Here is a 16,061-nt window from a genome sequence, read left to right as displayed (position 1 = left end):
AACGACCCATGAATGACAAGACCCTTCTCGTCGGCGATGTCGGCGGCACCAACGCCCGCTTCGCCGTGGCCCGCATGGTCGATGGCCAGCCGGTCCTGGACCATCACGAAAGCTTCCCGGCCGAGACCTATCCGACCTTCCTTGAAGGCGTCGCCGCCTTCATCGACGGCTGCGAGGTCAAGCCGACCGGCGGCGTGATCGCCGTCGCAGGGGCCGTGACCAATGGCGAGATCGACCTGACCAACTCGCCATGGCGCGTGTCGGAAGCCGAGCTTCAGACCCTGGGTCTGGAGCCGGTCAAGCTGATCAACGACTTCGAGGCCCTGGCCTGGGGCGCGCCCATTGTTCCGGCGGATCAGTTGGAAAGCCTGGGCGGCCCCGTGGACGGCGATCCGCACGCCACTGTGGCCGTGCTGGGCCCCGGCACCGGTTTCGGCGTCTCGGCCCTGGTTCGCGACGCCCATGGCAAGGAGATGGCCATGCCGTCGGAAGGCGGCCACGCCTGCTTCCCGCCCGGCGATCCGGTCGAGGACGAAATCCTGCGCATCCTGCGTCGCCGTTATGACCGCGTCTCCATCGAGCGCCTGATCTGCGGCCCCGGCCTGCTGAACATGCACCGCGCCCTGGCCGAGATAGACGGACGCGAGACCCATATCGAAGACCCGGCCGAGATCACCACCACCGCGCTGGCCGACCCCGACAGCCCCTGCGGCGCCACCCTAGCCCGGTTCTGCGCCATCCTGGGCGCCGTCGCCGGCGACATCGCCCTGACCACCGGCGCGCGCGGCGGCGTCTATATCGCCGGCGGCATTGTTCCGCGCATCCTGCCCTTCATCAAGGCCAGCCCCTTCCGCAAGCGTTTCGAGCGCAAGGGCCGGTTCCAGGACTATATGGCGGCCATTCCGACCAAGGTGATCATGCACAAGCACGCCGCCCTTCTGGGCTCCGCGCGCGTCGCCTTTGCTGAAGCGGGAGAATAAAAGTAACGGCGGCGTGAACCCTTCGTGATGCCCTGCGTTTTCCAGACCTCAACAAGCTGAGGAAGGAAGCACCGTGAAGAAACTTGCTGTTACCGCCGCTGCCCTGTTCGCCGTCGCTGGTCTGGCCGCTTGCCAGCAACCCGCACAAAAGGCTGCGGACGCCCAAGCTGACGCCGTTGTCGCCCAGGGCGACGCTGCAGCCGACCACCTGAAGGCCCAGGCCGACGCCACCGTGGCCCAGGCCAACGCCGACGCCCAGACGGTCAAGGCAGACGCCGACCGTCAGGCCGAGGCCCTGAAGGAGCAGGCTGACAAGACCCAGGCCGCCGCTGATCAGCGCGCTGGCGAAATCAAGGACGCCGCCAAGGGCCACTAAGCCGCCCTGGCGTTGAAACGAATGAAGCCCCCGTCGTTCGCGACGGGGGCTTTTTCATGGGCGCCGTGTCGGTCGCCTCAGTCGATGCAGAGCGTGGGTCCGGCCTTGCCGTTCTCGACAGGGGTGCTGCAGCCAAAACGGTTGCTGGTCGCCTGACAGACGCCTGAAGTCGTCGCGCCGGGCGTCTTGTCCGTGGCCTCTCCAGCCAGACAACTGCCCTGGCACTGGCTGCTGCTGGTGCAGACCTTGCCCGCATCGGCGTAGCGGATCACGCACTGCCAGGACTGCAGCTTGCCAACCTGTCTCATCGTGCCGTTGCGCGCGGCGCAGGCGGCGGCGTCCGCGCTCTGAACCGGGGCGCTGGCGGCCGTGTTCGTGTTCACTGTCTGCGGCGCGCAGGCGGCGGCCAGCAGGGCGGCGGCGGTGATGGCGAGGAAGCGTTTCAAGAGACCTGTCCTTTGGTGAACCCGGACCAGACATCGTCGTAGTCGAGCTGCATCTGTGGGGCCTCTTGCGCCCATTTGGTGACGCGGATCGGCATTCGCGTTTCGAACATGAAGGCCAGTGTATTTTCAACCTTGTGCGGCTTCAGCTCCGCCTTGACCGCGCCGTCATAGCTGGCCTGATCCGGGCCGTGGCCGCTCATGCGGTTGTGCAGCGAGGCGCCGCCCGGCGCGAAGCCGCCCGCCTTGGCGTCATAGGCGCCGGTCACCAGCCCCATGAACTCGCTCATGACGTTCCGGTGGAACCACGGCGGACGGAAGGTGTGCTCGGCCACCATCCAACGCGGCGGGAAGATGACGAAGTCGATGTTTGCCGTGCCGTGCGTGTCGGACGGGCTGGTCAGGACGGTGAAGATCGAAGGGTCCGGGTGGTCGTAGCTGACGGTGTTGATCGTGTTGAACCGCGCCGTGTCATAGCGGCAGGGGGCCAGATTGCCGTGCCAGCCCACCACGTCCAGCGGGCTGTGATCGAATGTCGTGGCCCACAGTTTGCCGCCATATTTCTGGACGCACTGGGTCGGGCGGTCCACGTCCTCATACCAGGCCACGGGCGTTTCGAAATCGCGCGGGTTGGCCAGGCCGTTGGAACCGATCGGCCCAAGGTCCGGCAGGCGGAACGGCGCGCCATAGTTCTCGCACACATAGCCGCGCACCGGCCCATCCACCTCGACCCGGAACCGGACGCCGCGCGGGATCAGGACGATATGGCCGGGCTGGGCGTCGATCACGCCCATCTCGGTGACGAACCGTTGCCCGCCTTCCTGCGGCACGATCAGCAGTTCGCCGTCGGCGTCATAGAAGACTCGGTCGGTCATCGAGCGATTGGCGGCATACAGGTGGATTCCCGATCCGGCGCCGTGATCCGGCTCGCCATTGCCGCCATAGGTCGTCAGCCCCTCGACCCAGTCGGTCGGCGCCGTGGGGATCGGCAGAGGGTCCCAGCGCATCCGGTTGGGGTTGGGCGGCGTCTCGTCAAAGGGGCCGGAGCGGACCTGCCCCTGATCGAACGGCTGATACGGCCCGTGCTGGGCCGAGGGGCGCAGCCGGTACAGCCAGCTGCGGCGGTTCTCGGCGCGCGGCGCGGTGAAGGCCGTGCCGGACAGCTGCTCCGCATACAGGCCCATCGGCGTCTTCTGCGGCGAGTTCTGCCCGACCGGCAGGGCGCCGGATACAGCCTCGGTCGCGAAATGGTTGCCAAAGCCGGTCAGATAGGCGGGCGCGTTGTTTTGCAACGTCATGTGCGTGTCTCCCTTGTCGGGAAATCTAGGACGACACGACGCGAGACGCCACACCAAGTCGAAAACCTTGCCCCTTCGCCGCATGGGAAGGGGCAAGATTATGCGATCTAGAAGCCCTGCGCCTGGGCCAGTCGTTCGGCGTGGAAGCCTGCGTCGCCCAGCAGTTCGTTCAGCACCCGGACCCGCTTCATGAACAGGCCCACGTCGAACTCGTCGGTCATGCCGACGCCGCCATGCATCTGCACGGCCTCCTGCACGGCCAGTTCGGCAACGCGTCCGGCCTTGGCCTTGGCGATGGAGGCGGCCAGCGCCGCATCGTCACGTCCGGCGTCGATGGCCTGAAGCGCGCCCAGGGCCGCCGCGCGCGACAGCTCCAGTTCAGTGAACAGATGGGCCGCGCGGTGCTGCAGGGCCTGGAACTCGCCAATCAGCTTGCCGAACTGTTTGCGGGTCCGCAGATACTCCAGCGTCACCTTGAACGCCTGATCGCCCGCGCCCGTCAGGCTGGAGGCCGCGCAGGCCCTGCCCAGCGTCAGGGCTGCGTCCAGCAGGGCCTCGCCGCCGCCGACCTCGCCGATCACCGCATCCGCATCAACCGCGACGTCGCTTAGGGTGATGCGCGCGGCGTTATGGCCGTCCACCATGATGGTGCGTTCGATCTCGACGCCCGCCGCCTTGGGATCGACCAGGAACAGGGTCGTCCCCTCGTCCGCCTTGGCCGCGACGATCAGGGCGTCCGCGACATGGCCGTCCAGCACGAAGCCCTTGGCCCCATTCAGCTTGAAGCCGTTGCCCGCGCGTTCGGCCCGCGCATTGATGCGCGACGGGGCGTGTTTGGCGCCCTCGTCCACGGCCAGGGCCAGGATGGCCTCGCCCGCGGCGATCTTTGGCAGCCACGTCTGCTGCGCCTCGGACCCGCCGTCCGTCAGCACCTTGGCCGACAGGATGGCCGATCCCATGAAGGGCGACGGCGTCAGGGTGCGGCCCAGGCTTTCAGCGATGACGCCCGCCTCGACGGCGCCCAGTCCCAGGCCGCCGTGGGCCTCAGGGATGATGACGCCGGCGAAACCCATCTCGCCGAACGCCCGCCACAGGTCGCGGGAAACGCCGTCGGCGTCATGGCTGTCGCGCAGGGCGCGGAAATGGGCGATGGGCGCATTGTCGTTCAGGAAGCCGTCGGCGGCCTCCTGCAGCATGGTCTGCTCTTCGGTCAGGATCAGGGGCATGGTTCAGGCTCCCGGCAGTTGCAGCAGATGCTTGGCGATGATGTTCAGCTGAACCTCACTGGTCCCGCCCTCGATGGAGTTAGCCTTGGTGCGCAGCCAGTCGCGGGCGGCCGAACCGCCGCGCGAACGCTCGCTCTCCCACTCCAGCGCATCGGCGCCGCCTGCCGCCATCAGCAGTTCATGGCGGCGCTTGTTTAGCTCCGAGCCATAGTATTTCAGCATGGAGGCGATGGCGGGATGCGCCTGTTTGGCCTTCACCTGATCCCCGACCCGCTCCATCGCCAGACGGAAGGCCGCCTGGTCGATCTCAAGATCGGCGATCCGCGCGCGCAGCATTGGATCGTCAAGTCGACCGTCCTCGGCCGCGCCAACGGCGTCCAGCGCCACCTGACCGACCGGGCGACCGCCCGCGACCTCGCCCATGGCGCCGATCATGGTGCGTTCGTGCGCCAGCAGATGCTTGGCCACGTCCCAGCCCCGGTTCAGCGTGCCGACCAGGTTCTCCTTCTCCACGCGCACGTCGTCGAAGAAGGTCTCGCAGAAGGGCGACTTGCCCGAGATCAGGGTGATCGGCCGCGTGGTCACGCCCGGCGTGCGCATGTCGAACAGGACGAAGCTGATGCCCAAGTGCTTGGGCGCGTCCGGGTCGGTCCGCACCAGGCAGAAGATCCAGTCGGCCTTGTCGGCGTACGAAGTCCAGATCTTCTGGCCGTTGACGATCCAGTGGTCGCCGCGGTCCTCGGCCTTGGTCTGGATCGAGGCCAGATCAGACCCGGCACCCGGCTCGGAATAGCCCTGGCACCACCGGATCTCGCCGCGCACGATCTCGGGCAGGAAACGCTTCTTCTGTTCCTCGCTGCCGAACGCCAGCAGCGCCGGGCCCAGCATCCAGACGCCGAAGCTGTTCAGCGCGGGCTGGGCCTTGATGCGGCGCAGTTCGGACGCCAGCACCTTGGCCTCTTCACGGCTCAGTCCGCCGCCGCCGTATTCGGCGGGCCATTCCGGCGCGGTCCAGCCGCGCGCGCCCATCCGCTCCAGCCAGAGCTTGTGACCGGGGGTCGCGAAGACCGCGTCGCGTCCGCCCCAGATCATCTCGGCTTCCGACTTGATCGGCCCGCGAACCTCCGCCGGACAATTCTCCTCCAGCCAGGCCCGCGTCTCCGCGCGGAAGACCTCCAGATCGCTCATCAACTCTACTCCCCGCTTGTCCTTATGACCGGAAGGCTAGCAGCCGATCCAAGTTTACGCATGGTCAAGAGCGGCTGATTTTCAGCCCTTTTTGGGCAGGAATGGCGAGAAAGTTATCACTGTAAACGTATCGCGCACGTGGGGCCGGGTCTGGACCTCTTTGGTCACGAATGTGCCGATGTCGGCCTCGCGCGGCAGGTTGAACTTGGCCAGCAGGTCGTGCTGCCCCGAGGTGGAATAGACCTCCGAGACGTTCTCGACATTGTCCACGATGTCGGCCGCCACCTCATTGGCGTAGCCCAACTCGCATTTGATGAAGACGAAGATGGCGGTCATCATGGCGGGGTTGTCCTCTGCTGTGCGATGTTCCTAGCCGATGATGAGGTGACGGGTAAGCCGCCAGACCCTGCAACCGGCCTTAGGGCCAGGTGAAACAATATGTTTCGCCGTTCTGGCAAAACCCGCCCCTGCCCGCGTTCGCATTTTCCCCGCCGTGGGATAAGCAGTCGGGCAGAACCGGCGCGGCCGGTCATCGCAACAGATACGGGTTCCGCAAAGCGCCGGGACCAAGCGGAGGTGAACATGGCCCACGATCGCATCAGCGTCCTGAAAGGTCTCGAACAGCAGGGCGTCTGCCCCGTCTTCTATCACCCCGATCCCGAGGTCTGCCTGAACGTGATCCGCGCCAGCGCGCGCGGCGGCGCCAAGGTGGTCGAGTTCACCAATCGCGGCGACTTCGCCTGCGACCTGTTCGGCGAGATCAACCGTGAACTGATCAAGACCGACCCCGACATCGTGTTGGGCATCGGCTCGGTCGTGGATGCGGGCACCGCCGCCCTCTATCTGAACCGTGGCGCGCGTTTCGTGGTCAGCCCCTGCCTGGTGCCGGACGTGGCCAAGGTCTGCAACCGCCGCATGGTCGCCTATTTCCCCGGCTGCGGCTCGGTGACGGACATTGGCGAGGCCCACGAACTGGGCTGCGACATCGTCAAGCTGTTCCCCGGCTCGTCGGTCGGCGGCCCCGACTTCGTCAAGGCGATCAAGGGGCCGCTGCCGTGGGTCAAGATCATGCCGACGGGCGGCGTCGACCCGGACGAGGCCTCCATCGCCAAATGGTTCGGCTCCGGCATCGTGGCGGCGGGCATGGGCTCCAAGCTGATCACCGACGCCGCCGTCAAGGCCGGCGACTGGGCCGGGATCGAAGCTCAGGTCAAGAAGACGGTCGAAGCCGTCGCCGCCTTCCGCGCCTCCAGAGGCTGATCAGTGGCGCGTGTCGGGGTGCGGCGGTCGGTTCGGCTGCCCATCCCGATGCGGCTCCCTGTGGACGCCGCCCTTGCGCTGCAGGATCGGCGACAGGGTCTTGCGTTGTTCGGGCGTCAGGCCGCCCAGCACGGCAATGGCGTCATTCTCCAGCCGGGCGCGCCCGCGCAGCTCCGCCGAACGCGACTGCTCCAGCAAAGCCTGCACCCTGGCCGCATCAAAGGTCGGCGCACCCGCGACATCGACCGCCTCGCGCCGCGCCGCGCGCGCCGCCTCAAAATCGGGTCGGGCGGCCAGAGCGGATTCGCGCAGGCTGGTGTGGACCTTCTCGCGCACATCCTGCGGCAGGCTGGCCAGCATTTCACCGAACGGCCCCTGACGGCCCGGCTTGTTCTGGGCCTCGATCTTGCGATCCGCCTGGGCTCGGCTGACGCCGTAGGCCACCCCGCCCGCCACCGCGAACAGGTTCAGGGCGACCGACACGGCCAGCGCGATCTTCAGCGTCTTGTTGCTCATCCCAGAACCTCGGTGTCGTCAACGCCGCTCAGCGTCGCCTGATAGAGAATGGCGTCCGCCCGTTCGTTGGCCGTGACATGCGATGTCAAACCCACGCCTGCGACCACGCCGGCGCAGGCCGCCGCCGCCCAACCGGCGCCCAGAATCCAGAACACCCGCCCCAGATGACCGCGCGACGCCTTGCGCTTCGGCGCCGAAGCCAGCACCCGTGCGGTCAGAGCTGCGGACGCAACGATGCGCGGCGAGGCGTCCAGCAGGGCGTCCAGCGCCGCCGCATCCTCCAGCACGGCGCGGGCGGCCGGGTCCGCCGCGATCAGGCTCTCGGCGAAGGCGCGCTCGTGCGCAGGCCAGCGGCTCAGGTCCGCGCCATAAGCCTCCGCCAGCACTTCAAGCCGATCGATCTTCATCGTCCGTCTCCTGCACGTCGCCCGTCAGATCGGGGCGACAGATCCGCCAGGGCCGCGCGCAACGCCCGCCGCCCCCGCGACAACAAACTCTCCAGCGCCTCGACGCTGATCTCCATCAGAGCCGCCGCCTCGATATTGGTCAGCTCCTGATAATGACACAGCACGATGGCCTCGCGCTGCCGTTCCGGCAGTCTGGCCAGCGCCGCATCGACGCGCCTGCCCGTCTCGGCGGCCAGCAGGCCGCGATCCGGCGCCGGTCCCTCGTCGGGTCGATCCGGCGGGGCGTCGGTCGGGATTTCGCGTCGCCGCCGCAGCCGGTCGTAGCAGAGGTTCAGCGCCACCCGGTGCAGCCAGGTGTCGAACTTGGCCTTGCCCGCCTGCCAGGTCGGCGCCTGTCGCCAGGCCTTCAGCATGGCCTCCTGCGCCACATCCTCGGCCTCGGCGGCGTCGCCCAGCATCCGCTGCGCCAACGCCAGAATGCGCGGCAGCTTGCGTTCCACCAAGGCCTGAGACGCCGCCGGATCGCCAAGACCCACACGGCGCACCAAATCCTCGTCGGGGTCGACGACTGCGACCAATCCAGCCTCTTTCGTTCGAGCCTGGTCGGTTGAGGCGGGATCGCTGCGCGATCTCGCCGACGCCGTGAATCAGGCTCTTAAAAAATGCCGGAGCGAAATCTGGGCTGAGCCGGCCTGCAGCCAACTCATCCGATTTCGCTCTGGCGGCGAAAGGGACCGATTCGCGCACTACGGACGACCCCGACATCTTTCTTACTCCGAAGCCGGAGCCGGGGAAGCCGGTTGTTGCCCCGGACGATGCTGGCCACGACCCTGATGGTGGGCTGCGCGGCCTTCACGACGTTGCTCCCCCCGCGCCTGCCAGCCTGCGCGACGCTCGGCCGCCGTCAGGACGCCGTCGTGGTTGGTGTCCAGCTTGGCGAACTGCTCGGTCAGCTTGGCGCGGACGTCGGCGATGACGATGGGGCCGCGTTCACGCGCGCCTTCGGGACCACGGGCGCCGCGATGCGCCGCACGCATGGAGCCGCGATGACCGCCGCGTTGCCCGGTCCATCGCCCCGCCCGTTCCGCACGCGGACCACGCTCGGCGCGCGGCGCATTGGCGGCGTCGAACTCGGCCCGGCTGATGGAGCCGTCGCCGTTGGCGTCCAGCTTGGCGAAACGCTGGTTCAGACGTTCGGTGCGCTGGGCCTGACGGGCGGTCTGCATTTCCTCCGGCGTCACGGTCCCGTCGCGGTTCGTGTCGGCGGCGATCAGCCGCGCCAGACGGCCCTCGACGAACTCCGCCTGGGTGACGGAGCGTTCCGCCGCCTGCGCCCGTGCGGCGTTGGGCGCGCGGTTGGTGCCAGGAGCAGCCGTCTGGGCCACGGCCATGCCGGACACTGCGGCCAGGGCGATGGCGGCGGCGCCGCCGATCATGGTCTTCTTCATCTTGTGGTCTCCTTGAGCCGCCCTGACGACGGCCTTTGTTCAACCCTGTCGAGAAGTTGAACGGAGAGCCGAAGATTATCCGTCGCGCGCCGCCGGAACGGCCTGTTCGAACGCCGCCCGCGCCCGGGCGCGCAGATCCGTCAGATCATGCTTCAGGGTGTCGAAATCCGACACCCCGACCGCCTCGGCCAGACGCAGCCGGAAGACCTCGGGCTCGGCTTCAGGATCGACGCGCCCCTCGAAGGCGGCGGACAGCAGGTGGTTGATCCGCTGCTGGGTGCGCCACGCCTCGGCCAACACCGGATCGTCCTGAAGAGCCTTCAGGGTGGAGACTGTCAGCGGCTGACCCGTCGCCGCCGCCTGAAGCTGGCGGTACTGGGCCGCGAACTCGGCGTCCACCTGCCCGCCCGGCGACAGTTTCAGATCCCAGAAGCCGTGCGGACGCCGCTCGCGGTCCATCAGGGCGCGCATCTTGCGTACATCCGCCCCGACATCGACGCCGGGGCGCGGACGGCGCAGCACCGTCTCCAGCGTCTGGGACACCCGCTCCCCGAACGCCGGATCACTGGCCCAGACGACGCGCGCGCGGGTCAGGACCATGAACTCCCAAGTCTCGGCCTCATGTTCGTAATAGTCGACGAAGGGCGCCAGCCGCACCGACACCGGCCCCTTGGACCCCGTGGGCCGCAACCGCATGTCGACTTCATAAAGCCCGCCCTCGGCCGTATGGGCCGACAGGGCCGAGATCAGCCGCTGGGTGAACCGCACATAGAAGACGTCGGCGCTCCAGCCCTTGATCTCCGACAGGGCGCCGTCGGGCGCATCGTACAGGGTCATCAGGTCCAGGTCAGATCCCGCCGACATCTCGCGCGACCCCGCCTTGCCCAGGGCCACCACCGCCACGGCGCCGCCGGGGAAGGCGCCGCCCAGACGCTCCGTCTCGGCCAGGGCCGCCGGGGCCAGGGTCCGCATGGCGGCGTCGGCCAGGGCGGCATAGGCGCGTCCGGCTTCTTCCGGCCCGGTCCGCCCGCTGATGGCGTGGATGCCGATGCGGAACATCTGTTCGCGGTGCAGGCGGCGCACGGCGTTCATGGCCCCTTCGAAATCGCCCTCCTCCTCGGCCTCGCGGATCATCTGTTCGACCAGACCGGTGTCCTCCGACAGGTCCGTCAGGAACCGCGCGTCCAGAATCCCGTCCAGCGCGGCGGGCTGGCGGCCCAACTGGCGCGCCAGTCGGGGCGCAAAGGCCATCACCCCCAGCACCATGTTGAACAGTTTGGGCTGGTTCAGGAACAGGGCCTGCACCTGCACCCCCGCCGCCAGTCCCGAGAAGAAGGTGGCGAAACGGCGAAAGGCGTCATCCGGCGCCCCCGTCCGCGCCAGCGCCTGCAGCAGACGCGGCGCCAGCCGGGTGAACAGCTCGCGCCCCCGCGCCGTCCGCGTCGCCGGGATGCGGCCATGGTGCCAGCTGCGGATGGTGTCAGACACGGTCGGGGCCTCGGTGAAGCCCATCCGCTTCAGCGTCTCCAGCGTCTCCGGGTCGTTCTCGACGCCGGTGAAGACCAGACTGCCATAGGGCGAATCCAGCTCCTCTCCGCCCTCGAACAGTTCGCCATAGCGGGTGTTGACCCGGACCAGCAGGTCTTCGATCCCCGCATCGAACCGCGCCAGATCGCCCTCGCCCGCCAGCGCCGCCACCGCGCCGCGCCGTTCGGCGTCGACCGGCAGCTTGTGCGTCTGCTCGTCGTCCAGCATCTGCACGCGGTGCTCCAGCCCGCGCAGTTCGACATAGGCGGCGGACAGCTCCTCGGCGACCTGCGGGGGCACATGGCCCGCCTGCGACAGCGCGGCCAGGGCGTCCAGGGTGCGCGGCGCCCGCAGCTCGGGATGGCGCCCGCCCAGGATCAGTTGCTGCGTCTGGGCGTAGAATTCGATCTCTCGGATGCCGCCGCGCCCCAGCTTCAGATTGGCGCCCGCCGCCTGCAGCCCCTCGCCGGTCTTGTAGGTGTGGATCTGTTTCTTGATCGACTGGATGTCCAGCACGGCGGCGTAGTCCAGGCTGCGCCGCCAGATGAAGGGGATCATCGCCTTCAGGAACCGACCCGCCGCCCGCATGTCGCCCAGCACCGGCCGCGCCTTGATGAAGGCCGCCCGCTCCCAGTTCTGACCGACGCTTTCATAGTAACCCAGGGCGGCAGGCGCTGCGACCACCGGCGGGGTCGAGGACGGATCGGGCCGCAGCCTCAGATCGACCCGGAAGACGTATCCGTCCGCCGTCCGCTCGGTCAGCAGGGTGGCCAGCACCCTGGCGGCGCGGTTGACGAAATCCTGCATCTCCACGCCTTCGCGCAGGGCCAGCGTCAGCAGGCGCGGCTCGTAGAAGAGCGAGATGTCGATGTCCGAAGAATAGTTCAGCTCGTTGGCGCCGTGCTTGCCCATGGCCAGACCGAACAGGCCGGGCACGGGGCCGCGTGAATCGTCGGGCGCGGTCAGCAGCCTGCCCTTGTCGCGCTGCTCATTGCCCACCGCCCGCAACGCCGCACGGCACGAGGCGTCGGCGAACCGCGACAGGGCCGCCGTCACCGAATCCAGCCCCCACACCCCGCCCAGATCGGCCAGCGCCGTCAGCAGATGCAGGTCCGCCTTCAACACCCGCAGCGGCGACTTCATCGCCTCCGCGTCGCCGGTCAGGGCGTCCGTTTCAGCGATGATGACCTCCAGATGCCGGTCGGGGTCGCTCTCCAGAATCCGCCGCAGCTGCGCGGGCCGCCGCCGCATCAGGCCTGACAGATAGGGCGACGCCCCCGCCACCGTCGCCAGGGCGGGCCAGGCGGCAGTCAGCATCTGCAGCCAGCCGTCAGCGGTCGCCGCCTCGACCAGAGCCTCATGCAGCCGTTCCGCCGCGCCCGGGCTGTGGACGGCACCGGCGGGTTTCAGAATTTCAAACAGCGGCCGGGACCTTTGCGTGGGCATTCAACTCTTCCGCTTATGAATTTCCCGGCGCCGGCGGCAGGACCAGCGCCACCCGCAGACCCGGACCGAAATCGCCGTATGCGCCCGGTCCTTCGTCCAGCACCACCCGCCCGCCGTGCGCCTCGGCCACCGCCGTCACCAGCGACAGGCCAAGGCCCGATCCCGGCTCGGTGCGGCTGTTGTCCAGGCGCACGAACCGCTGGACGACGCGCTCACGGTCCTCCTCAGGCACGCCGGGGCCGGTGTCGGTGACGGAATATTCGATCTCGCCCGACGAACGCCTACGCGCCCGCAGCTTCACCGCGCCTCCCGCAGGCGTGTATTTGATGGCGTTGTCGATGATGTTGGCCAGGGCCTGGGCCAGGAAGGGCTGGTTGCCCTCGATCATCAGTCCCTTCTCGACCTCGGCCGAGAAGTCGATCTCCTTGTCCTCGGCGGCGGGTTCGTAAAGTTCGGCCATGTCGGCGGCCAGATCGGCGGCGTCGATCACCTTGGGGTCCGGCGCCCCGCCCGCCTGCAGACGCGCGATGGCCAGAACCGTGTTGAAGGTTTTCAACAGGTGGTCGGCTTCGTCCAGCGCGATGCCCAGTGCATCCACCCCGTCGATCTTGCCCGCCTCGGCGTCGATCAGCGCCACCTCAAGCTTGGCCCGCATCCGCGTCAGGGGCGAGCGCAGGTCATGAGCGATGGCGTCGCCCGCGTGCCGGATCGAAGCCATCGACGCCTCCAGCCGGTCCAGCATGAGGTTCAGCCCCTGGCCCAGTTCGTCCAGTTCGTCGCCCGAGTGACGCACCGGCGCCCGCTGTTTCAGGTCGCCCTCCTGCACCGCCTGAACCACCTGGTTCAGCCCGGCCATCGCCTGTTCGACCTTGCGGCTGATATAGAGCCCGCCCGCCAGCCCCAGCAGCATGACCAGCGCCATCGCCCCCCACAGGGCCTGGGTCAGGCGCGCCAGATATTCCTCGATGTCGCCGATGTCCTGACCGACGAACAGATGCTCGCCCCCCGTCAGGGTCATGACCACGCCGATCGCGCGGCGACGTTGAACCTTGCCCGACGGATCGGTGTCGGTCAGGCGGAACGTCTCCCAGTCGCCCTGACCGACCGGCAGGGTCTCGTCGATGTCGATGGGGGACTCGGTGATGTTTCCCGTGATCGTCTTTCCGCCGGGATCGGACAGCAGATAGAGATAGGGCCCGCCCCGGATCGACCGCTCCACCAGCGCCTGGTTCAGGGCGTCGATCCCGCGCGTGCGGTGTATGGCCGTCAGTGCGCCCAGCTCAGTCTCGACATCCGTCCGCGCCCGCGACTGCGCCTCCGACGCCGAGGCGAAATAGACATAGGCCAGGATCGCCCCCGCCGCCGCCACGAACAGCGCCAGAAACAGCAGCGTCAGCCGGAAGGGCGTGCGGCGAAGGAGGGATGGAAGGCGCATGGGGATTTAGTGGTGAGCGGCGAGTGACGAGTGGCGAGCAAACCGGCGCACAGGAGCGTTTCGGCCCCTGACCTCATGTTTGCGCCAGACGCTCCTCACCCTCTCGCCACTCGCCACTCGTCCCTCATCACCAGCCTCACGCCTCCAGCCTGTATCCCGCCCCGCGCACGGTCTGCAGCATGGCCTTGTCGAAGCCCTTGTCGATCTTGGAGCGCAGGCGGCTGATGTGGACGTCGATGACGTTGGTCTGTGGGTCGAAGTGGTATTCCCACACCTTCTCCAGCAGCATGGTGCGCGTCACCGACTGACCGGCGTGGCGCATCAGGAACTCCAGCAACTGGAACTCGCGCGGCTGCAGGTCGATCTCCCTGTCGCCGCGATGCACGGTACGGGCGATCAGGTTCATCTCAAGGTCACCGACCTTCAGCACCGTCTGCACCCCGCCCGTCTCACGACGGCGCGCCAGGGCCTCGACCCGCGCAATCAGTTCGGCGAAGGCGTAGGGTTTGACCAGATAGTCGTCGGCGCCCGCCTTCAGGCCCGTGACGCGGTCCTCGACCTCGCCCAGGGCGGACAGGAACAGGACCGGCGTCTGATCGCCGCCCTTCCTGACCATCTCGACCATGCCCACGCCGTCCAGGCGCGGCATCATCCGGTCCACCACATAGACGTCGTAGCCGCCCTTTTGCGCCTCAAGCAGGCCAAAGGCACCGTCCACGGCGTGGGTCACATCATGTCCGGCCTCGGACAGTCCCCGCACCATGGCGGTCGCCGCTTCGGCGTCATCCTCGACCACCAGAATACGCATTCAGCCCTCTCCGGAATCAAAATCGCCGCCGATGGTAACCCATCGGCGGCGATTCAGTGAGTTAAGCCTTGGTCAGAAAACCAATCACTCGCCGCCTGTCAGCGGCAGGACCACCGGCGTGTTGCCGCGCGGGGTGCGGACCAGCAGCAGAATGCCCGGACGGCCTGCGCTCTTGACCGTCTGGACCGCGCCCTTCAGGTCGGCGACCGAACTGACCGAACGACCGTTGGCCTGGATGATGACCAGACCCGGCTGGAAGCTCATGCGGGCCGCGCGCGAGGACTGATCCACCGCCGTAACGACCACGCCCTGAACATCGGCGGGCAGTTCATAGCGGGTGCGGAGCGCCGCGCTGATGGGGGCGACGGTCAGACCTTCGACCACTTCGCCCGCCGTTGCGCTGGGCTTGCCGGGCGTTTCCGCGCCCTCGTCTTCGCCCGCCGTCGAGGTCGACAGATTGCTGGGGCGCGTGCCCGAACGCACGGTGACGGTCTGACGACCGCCGTCGCGCAGCACGTCCAGACGCAGGGTGTCGCCTGGCTTGGCGTTGCCGACCGCACGGGTCAGTTCAGTCGAGGTCTGGATCGGACGGCCGTTCAGGGCCACGACCACGTCGCCCGCCTTCAGGCCCCCGCGCGCGGCGGGCGCGTCCGCCGTGACCTCGGCGACATAGGCCCCCTTGGTCGAGGCGGCCAGGCCCAGGCTTTCGCGGTATTCGTCGCTCAGGGTGATGATCTGCACGCCCAGATAACCGCGCTCGATCGTCTGGCCGCTCATCAGGCGCGAGGTGATGGTCTTGGCCGTCTCCGCCGGAATGGCGAAGCCGATGCCGACCGATCCGCCCGTCGGCGAATAGATGGCCGAGTTCACGCCGATCACGCGGCCGTGAATGTCGAAGGTCGGACCGCCCGAGTTGCCCCGGTTGATGGCGGCGTCGATCTGCAGGAAGTCAGTATAGGGATTTTCGCTGCCGCCGATGTCGCGCGCCTTGGCCGAAACGATGCCCGCCGTCGCCGTCCCGCCCAGACCGAACGGGTTGCCGATGGCGATGACCCAGTCGCCGACGCGCGGGTCAGCCGTTTCTTCAAAGCTGACGTATTTGAAGTTCGAACCGTCCACCTTGATGACCGCCAGGTCGGTGGCGGCGTCACGGCCGATCAGGCGCGCGGGCAGTTCGCGCCCGTCCGACATCTTCACCTTGATCTCGGTGGCGTCGGCGACGACGTGGTTGTTGGTGACGATGAAGCCGTCCTGCGAGATGAAGAAGCCCGAACCGGCCCCTTGCGTCGTCTGCGGCTCGGCGTCCTGGCCCTGACGTCCGCGGCCCTGGGGCGGGGCGAACTGGAACGGCAGGCCTGGGATCTGGAAGGCGCCGGATTGCGGCGTGACCGGCACCTTGACGTCGATCTGCACCACGGCGGGCGCGACCTGTTCGAAGATGTCGGCGAAACTGCTGGGCGCGCCCGGCGGCGGGGTGAAGGCGTCGCCCGTGGCCGGAACCGGGGTCAGGCGGTTCACCGCCTGCGGATCAGCGTGCGCCCCGGGCCAGTTGATGACGCCGCCGGCGGTCGCCGCCGCCGCCAGGGTCAGGCCGGCCGCGGCCCCGAGAATGAACTCTTTGCGCTTCAGCATCGTGGTCCTTGCGATCCTCTGTCCGGGACCGAGCGGGCCCCGTGTTCGCTTTTGATATAGTCTCAACCGGC

General features: G+C 68.1%; 15 protein-coding genes and 1 pseudogene. 3 read left to right on the top strand and 13 right to left on the bottom strand.

What is annotated here, in order from left to right; all coding sequences use genetic code 11:
- Window positions 1–8: 8 nt before the first annotated feature.
- Window positions 9–980 (top strand): glucokinase, encoded by a 972-nt coding sequence (glk, locus tag JKF87_RS11735; protein WP_201100083.1) that lies wholly within the window; start codon window positions 9–11, stop codon window positions 978–980.
- A gap of 73 nt (window positions 981–1,053) precedes the next feature.
- On the top strand, window positions 1,054–1,356 hold the full coding sequence (locus tag JKF87_RS11730) for a hypothetical protein (protein WP_201100082.1): 303 nt from the start codon (window positions 1,054–1,056) through the stop codon (window positions 1,354–1,356).
- Between the two features lie 77 nt (window positions 1,357–1,433).
- Here JKF87_RS11730 and JKF87_RS11725 read toward each other — a convergent pair whose 3' ends face one another.
- The 5 genes from JKF87_RS11725 to JKF87_RS11705 form a co-directional block, all read right to left on the bottom strand.
- Window positions 1,434–1,802: a hypothetical protein gene (locus tag JKF87_RS11725; protein ID WP_201100081.1), complete on the bottom strand. Its 369-nt coding sequence runs from the start codon at window positions 1,800–1,802 to the stop codon at window positions 1,434–1,436.
- The gene (gene hmgA, locus JKF87_RS11720) at window positions 1,799–3,097 is read right to left on the bottom strand and encodes a homogentisate 1,2-dioxygenase (protein ID WP_201100080.1); all 1,299 of its coding nucleotides are present in this window, start codon (window positions 3,095–3,097) and stop codon (window positions 1,799–1,801) included. The genes JKF87_RS11725 and hmgA overlap by 4 nt, the downstream gene beginning before the upstream one ends.
- A 107-nt stretch (window positions 3,098–3,204) precedes the next feature.
- The gene (locus JKF87_RS11715; protein ID WP_201100079.1) at window positions 3,205–4,323 is read right to left on the bottom strand and encodes an acyl-CoA dehydrogenase family protein; all 1,119 of its coding nucleotides are present in this window, start codon (window positions 4,321–4,323) and stop codon (window positions 3,205–3,207) included.
- A gap of 3 nt (window positions 4,324–4,326) precedes the next feature.
- Complete coding sequence (locus JKF87_RS11710) at window positions 4,327–5,511, bottom strand: acyl-CoA dehydrogenase family protein (protein ID WP_201100078.1); 1,185 nt, start codon at window positions 5,509–5,511, stop codon at window positions 4,327–4,329.
- A gap of 81 nt (window positions 5,512–5,592) precedes the next feature.
- A complete protein-coding gene (locus JKF87_RS11705; RefSeq protein WP_201100077.1) occupies window positions 5,593–5,850 on the bottom strand; it encodes an Lrp/AsnC ligand binding domain-containing protein in 258 nt (85 codons plus the stop codon).
- A gap of 243 nt (window positions 5,851–6,093) precedes the next feature.
- Between JKF87_RS11705 and JKF87_RS11700 the strand changes: the two genes are divergently transcribed.
- The gene (locus tag JKF87_RS11700; protein WP_201100076.1) at window positions 6,094–6,771 is read left to right on the top strand and encodes a bifunctional 4-hydroxy-2-oxoglutarate aldolase/2-dehydro-3-deoxy-phosphogluconate aldolase; all 678 of its coding nucleotides are present in this window, start codon (window positions 6,094–6,096) and stop codon (window positions 6,769–6,771) included.
- Here JKF87_RS11700 and JKF87_RS11695 read toward each other — a convergent pair whose 3' ends face one another.
- The 8 genes and pseudogenes from JKF87_RS11695 to JKF87_RS11660 all read right to left on the bottom strand — a co-directional run bounded on the left by JKF87_RS11695 (window position 6,772) and on the right by JKF87_RS11660 (window position 15,990).
- Window positions 6,772–7,287, bottom strand: a complete 516-nt coding sequence (locus JKF87_RS11695; protein WP_201100075.1) for a periplasmic heavy metal sensor — start codon at window positions 7,285–7,287, stop codon at window positions 6,772–6,774.
- Window positions 7,284–7,694, bottom strand: coding sequence for a hypothetical protein (locus JKF87_RS11690; protein WP_201100074.1), 411 nt, complete (start codon window positions 7,692–7,694; stop codon window positions 7,284–7,286). The genes JKF87_RS11695 and JKF87_RS11690 overlap by 4 nt, the downstream gene beginning before the upstream one ends.
- Window positions 7,691–8,287, bottom strand: a pseudogene (locus tag JKF87_RS11685) (RNA polymerase sigma factor); the annotation flags it as partial. The gene JKF87_RS11690 and the pseudogene JKF87_RS11685, both read right to left, overlap by 4 nt.
- Window positions 8,288–8,464: 177 nt before the next feature.
- Window positions 8,465–9,142, bottom strand: a complete 678-nt coding sequence (locus JKF87_RS11680; RefSeq protein WP_201100072.1) for an EF-hand domain-containing protein — start codon at window positions 9,140–9,142, stop codon at window positions 8,465–8,467.
- A gap of 75 nt (window positions 9,143–9,217) precedes the next feature.
- The gene (locus tag JKF87_RS11675) at window positions 9,218–12,115 is read right to left on the bottom strand and encodes a bifunctional [glutamine synthetase] adenylyltransferase/[glutamine synthetase]-adenylyl-L-tyrosine phosphorylase (RefSeq protein WP_201100071.1); all 2,898 of its coding nucleotides are present in this window, start codon (window positions 12,113–12,115) and stop codon (window positions 9,218–9,220) included.
- 13 nt (window positions 12,116–12,128) lie between these two features.
- The gene (locus tag JKF87_RS11670) at window positions 12,129–13,550 is read right to left on the bottom strand and encodes a sensor histidine kinase (RefSeq protein ID WP_201100070.1); all 1,422 of its coding nucleotides are present in this window, start codon (window positions 13,548–13,550) and stop codon (window positions 12,129–12,131) included.
- Window positions 13,551–13,686: 136 nt separating this feature from the next.
- Entirely contained in the window at window positions 13,687–14,358 is a 672-nt protein-coding gene (locus JKF87_RS11665) for a response regulator transcription factor (protein WP_201100069.1), read from the bottom strand.
- Window positions 14,359–14,442: 84 nt separating this feature from the next.
- Window positions 14,443–15,990 carry a Do family serine endopeptidase gene (locus JKF87_RS11660; RefSeq protein WP_201100068.1) on the bottom strand — a complete coding sequence of 516 codons (1,548 nt, stop codon included), beginning with the start codon at window positions 15,988–15,990 and terminating at the stop codon, window positions 14,443–14,445.
- Window positions 15,991–16,061 lie beyond the last annotated feature (71 nt).

The sequence above is a fragment of the Brevundimonas nasdae genome (assembly GCF_016654005.1).
Taxonomy (GTDB): Bacteria; Pseudomonadota; Alphaproteobacteria; order Caulobacterales; family Caulobacteraceae; genus Brevundimonas; species Brevundimonas nasdae.
This window is presented reverse-complemented; position numbering and strand designations above follow the sequence as displayed.

Bases quoted from the DNA above. Each gene is read 5' to 3' on its own strand.
- glk (WP_201100083.1), top strand. From the start codon at position 9: ATGAATGACAAGACCCTTCTCGTCGGCGATGTCGGCGGCACCAACGCC.
- hmgA (WP_201100080.1), bottom strand. From the start codon at position 3,097: ATGACGTTGCAAAACAACGCGCCCGCCTATCTGACCGGCTTTGGCAAC.
- JKF87_RS11715 (WP_201100079.1), bottom strand. From the start codon at position 4,323: ATGCCCCTGATCCTGACCGAAGAGCAGACCATGCTGCAGGAGGCCGCC.
- JKF87_RS11710 (WP_201100078.1), bottom strand. From the start codon at position 5,511: ATGAGCGATCTGGAGGTCTTCCGCGCGGAGACGCGGGCCTGGCTGGAG.
- JKF87_RS11705 (WP_201100077.1), bottom strand. From the start codon at position 5,850: ATGATGACCGCCATCTTCGTCTTCATCAAATGCGAGTTGGGCTACGCC.
- JKF87_RS11700 (WP_201100076.1), top strand. From the start codon at position 6,094: ATGGCCCACGATCGCATCAGCGTCCTGAAAGGTCTCGAACAGCAGGGC.
- JKF87_RS11695 (WP_201100075.1), bottom strand. From the start codon at position 7,287: ATGAGCAACAAGACGCTGAAGATCGCGCTGGCCGTGTCGGTCGCCCTG.
- JKF87_RS11690 (WP_201100074.1), bottom strand. From the start codon at position 7,694: ATGAAGATCGATCGGCTTGAAGTGCTGGCGGAGGCTTATGGCGCGGAC.
- JKF87_RS11680 (WP_201100072.1), bottom strand. From the start codon at position 9,142: ATGAAGAAGACCATGATCGGCGGCGCCGCCGCCATCGCCCTGGCCGCA.
- JKF87_RS11675 (WP_201100071.1), bottom strand. From the start codon at position 12,115: ATGCCCACGCAAAGGTCCCGGCCGCTGTTTGAAATTCTGAAACCCGCC.
- JKF87_RS11670 (WP_201100070.1), bottom strand. From the start codon at position 13,550: ATGCGCCTTCCATCCCTCCTTCGCCGCACGCCCTTCCGGCTGACGCTG.
- JKF87_RS11665 (WP_201100069.1), bottom strand. From the start codon at position 14,358: ATGCGTATTCTGGTGGTCGAGGATGACGCCGAAGCGGCGACCGCCATG.
- JKF87_RS11660 (WP_201100068.1), bottom strand. From the start codon at position 15,990: ATGCTGAAGCGCAAAGAGTTCATTCTCGGGGCCGCGGCCGGCCTGACC.